Origin of the sequence: Coprococcus intestinihominis (genome assembly GCF_040096555.1) — a bacterium.
GTDB classification, from domain to species: Bacteria; Bacillota; Clostridia; order Lachnospirales; family Lachnospiraceae; genus Coprococcus_A; species Coprococcus_A intestinihominis.
In genome coordinates, this window is record NZ_JBBMEK010000309.1 from 1 (window position 1) to 3572 (window position 3572).

The following is a 3572-nucleotide window of genomic DNA, read 5'->3' on the forward strand; positions in this document are numbered from 1 at the left end:
GCTGATATGGATTCATTGTACCAGGGTCAATATTCAGGTATGGATCGAATTTCTGCATGGTGACAAAGTAACCGCGGGATTTCAGAAGTCTTCCGAGAGAAGCGGCTGTGATACCCTTACCTAAACCGGATACGACACCACCTGTGACAAATACGTATTTTACTGCCATAATGAGCCTCCTTAATATATGAAAAATAAAATATAAAGTTTACAATCTGAAAAATACAGACAATAAATAACTAAAATATTATAGCGCACCTTTCCTTAAGAATCTACAAATTTTTGTAAAAAATTTAACTGGAAAAAACTGTAAAATTTCACCATGGAAAAGCTGCGGAAAAAGTAAAGAATTTGTTAAAAGTTTTGTTTACTATTGATTTGATTTGAATATTTACTTATAATATAGAAGTGCATCCCGTGAAACAGGGCGGGAAATACATAGGATATGAATAAGCCTATAGGCAGGAGGATATATGGATAATCAGAAAATGAACAACAATCGTCCGGATCAGGATCCGGAAGGCGGCAATAATAAGAAGGATGACATGAACAAGAAGAGTCTTCTTGTCATGGTTGTTCTTGCAATTGCAGTGATGATTATTGCCCAGATGCTGTCCGGCAAGATTGCATCCGCTTCCCAGAAGGAAGTGACATATACAGAATTTATGCAGGATGTCAAGGATGGAAAGGTGACGAAGGTGGAGCTGGATTCGGACCGCATTTATTATGAGGTGAAGAACCAGAAGAATGTCAAGTATTATACAGGCAATGTTCAGGATGAACGTCTCTATGAGGAACTGGACAATGCAGGTGTTACCTATTCACGTAAGGTCATTGATACGACAACGTATGTGATGAGCAGCATTTTGTCCTTTGTATTGCCGACGGTACTGATGGTTGCAGTGATGATGATCTTCTACCGTTTTGCATTCAAAGGCGGCGGTGGTGTGATGGGCGTCGGCAAGAGCAATGCCAAGCTTTATGTGCAGGACAAGACAGGTGTTACATTCCAGGATGTGGCAGGTCAGGAAGAATCCAAGGAATCTCTGAGAGAGATTGTGGATTTTCTTCATAATCCGGAGAAATATACGAAGATCGGTGCGAAGCTGCCAAAGGGCGCGCTGCTTGTGGGACCTCCGGGAACAGGTAAGACATTGCTGGCCAAAGCGGTGGCAGGCGAGGCCGGTGTACCGTTTTTCAGCTTATCAGGTTCGGATTTTGTTGAGATGTTTGTCGGTGTAGGTGCTTCCAGAGTCAGAGATCTGTTTAAGCAGGCACAGCAGAATGCACCTTGTATTATTTTCATCGATGAGCTGGATGCCATCGGCAAGAGCCGTGACTCCAGATTCGGCGGCAATGATGAACGTGAGCAGACATTGAACCAGTTACTGGCAGAGATGGATGGTTTTGATTCATCCAAGGGAATTATCATTCTTGCGGCAACGAACCGCCCGGAGATCCTTGATAAGGCACTTCTCAGACCGGGACGTTTTGACCGCCGTATTATCGTAGAGCGTCCGGATCTCAAAGGGCGTATTGATGTTCTGAAGGTGCATGCGAAGAATGTCTGTATGGATGAAACCGTTGATTTTAAAGAGATTGCATTGGCAACAAGCGGAGCCGTTGGCTCTGACCTGGCCAATATTATCAATGAAGCAGCACTGTTGGCTGTTCGTAATGGACGTAATGCAGTATCTCAGTCGGATCTTTTTGAATCCGTGGAAGTGGTTATTGCCGGCAAGGCCAAAAAGGACCGTGTACTCAGTGCCGAAGAACGCAGAATTGTTTCTTATCATGAAGTCGGACATGCACTGGTGGCTGCCCTTCAGAAGAACACAGAGCCGGTACAGAAAATCACGATCATCCCGCGTACAATGGGTGCATTGGGATATGTGATGCAGGTACCGGAGGAAGAAAAATATCTGATGTCTGAGAAGCAGATTCGTGAGGAACTGGTGACAATGCTGGCAGGTCGTGCGGCAGAGAGCATTGTATTTGACAGTGTGACAACAGGTGCATCCAATGATATCGAGCAGGCAACGAAGCTGGCACGCGCCATGATCACCCAGTATGGTATGTCCGAGAAATTCGGCCTGATTGGTCTGACAACTGTTGAAGATCAGTATCTGGGAGGACGTGCGACCCTTAACTGCGGCGAAGCCACAGCAGCGGAGATCGATCAGGAAGTCATGAAGATCCTGAAGGCTGCTTATGACCAGGCGCTGGCGCTTCTGGCTGACAACAGAGATTGCCTGGACAAGATTGCAGCGTTCCTGATTGAGCGTGAGACAATCACCGGCAAGGAATTTATGAAGATTTTCCATGAAGTTAAAGGCATCCCGGATTCGGAAACCGAGCAGGCAGAAGCAAATGTTTCAAATCCGGCAGAGAATGATTCTCAACCGGATGGACAGGATGAACCGACTTTAGTTGAAGCAAAAACAGACAATGGGGCATCATCAGAATCCGACATCAACGTCTCCTTAGAGACAAAAGCAGAAGATTAAGCAATCAATATCAGTAATAGTAGTATAAAAGGGTTGCTGCAAAATACAGACAGAGAAAACATGTTTGTGTTAAGCAGCAGCCTTTTTACATGAAATATATAAATTCGTGCTGTCAATACTTTGTGTGGAGGAAGAAAACAATGTTTGATATTCAGGAAGAATTGAAGAAGCTGCCGGCAAAACCGGGCGTCTACATTATGCATGATGTCCATGATGATATTATCTATGTGGGCAAGGCCATTATCCTGAAGAATCGTGTTCGGCAGTATTTTCAGAGCAGCAGAAATCATACACCGAAGATTCGTCAGATGGTCAGCCATGTGGCTCGATTTGAATATATAATTACAGATTCGGAACTGGAAGCCCTTGTACTGGAGTGTAATCTGATCAAGGAACACAGGCCAAAATACAATACAATGCTGAAGGATGATAAGACCTATCCGTATATCAAGGTGACGGTGGGAGAGGCTTTTCCGAGAATTATGTTGGTCCGTTCCATGAAGAAGGATAAAGCCAAATATTTTGGGCCGTATACAAGTTCACAGTCTGTCCGGGATATTATCGACCTGTCTCAGAAAATTTACAAAATCCGCAGCTGCAATCGGAGTCTGCCGAAGGAGACAGGCAATGACAGGCCTTGCCTTTATTATCATATGGGACAGTGTCAGGCACCATGCCAGGGCTATATTTCCCAGGAAGAGTATCATGAAAATGTTCGCCAGATGCTGCATTTTCTAGGGGGCAATTTTGAACCGGTCATCCAGATGCTGACGGATAAAATGTACGCGGCTTCAGAAAAGATGGATTTTGAAAAGGCAGCTTCATACAGGGATCTGTTAAACAGCGTGAAACAGATTGATCAGAAACAGAAGATTACCAGTTCAGAGATGGATGACAAGGATGTCATTGCTTTTGCAAGAGATAAGGATGAGGCTGTGGTTCAGGTCTTTTTTGTTCGTCATGGCCGCCTGATCGGTCGTGAACACTTCTATGTGTCCGGTGTGGCCAATGATACGGAAAGCCAGGTGCTGACTGCATTTGTCAAGCAGTACTATGCTTCATCCC

The 3572-nt window shown here is 44.7% G+C and carries 2 protein-coding genes and 1 pseudogene; 2 read left to right on the plus strand and 1 reads right to left on the minus strand.

All coding sequences use genetic code 11. From position 1 onward, the window contains the following. A pseudogene (locus WMO25_RS16240) lies at nucleotides 1-169 on the minus strand (CTP synthase); the annotation flags it as partial. A 304-nt stretch (nucleotides 170-473) separates the two neighbouring features. On the opposite strand from WMO25_RS16240, the gene ftsH reads away from it, so the two are divergent. Together ftsH and uvrC are read left to right on the plus strand one after the other, a co-directional pair. Next, on the plus strand, nucleotides 474-2507 hold the full coding sequence (gene ftsH, locus WMO25_RS16245; protein ID WP_349086206.1) for an ATP-dependent zinc metalloprotease FtsH: 2034 nt from the start codon (nucleotides 474-476) through the stop codon (nucleotides 2505-2507). Between the two features lie 140 nt (nucleotides 2508-2647). Next, a partial coding sequence (uvrC, locus tag WMO25_RS16250) for an excinuclease ABC subunit UvrC (RefSeq protein ID WP_349086208.1) occupies nucleotides 2648-3572 on the plus strand: 925 nt, incomplete at its 3' end.

Excerpts from the sequence above, each read along its gene's own strand:
- ftsH (WP_349086206.1), top strand. The coding sequence starts at position 474 with ATGGATAATCAGAAAATGAACAACAATCGTCCGGATCAGGATCCGGAA.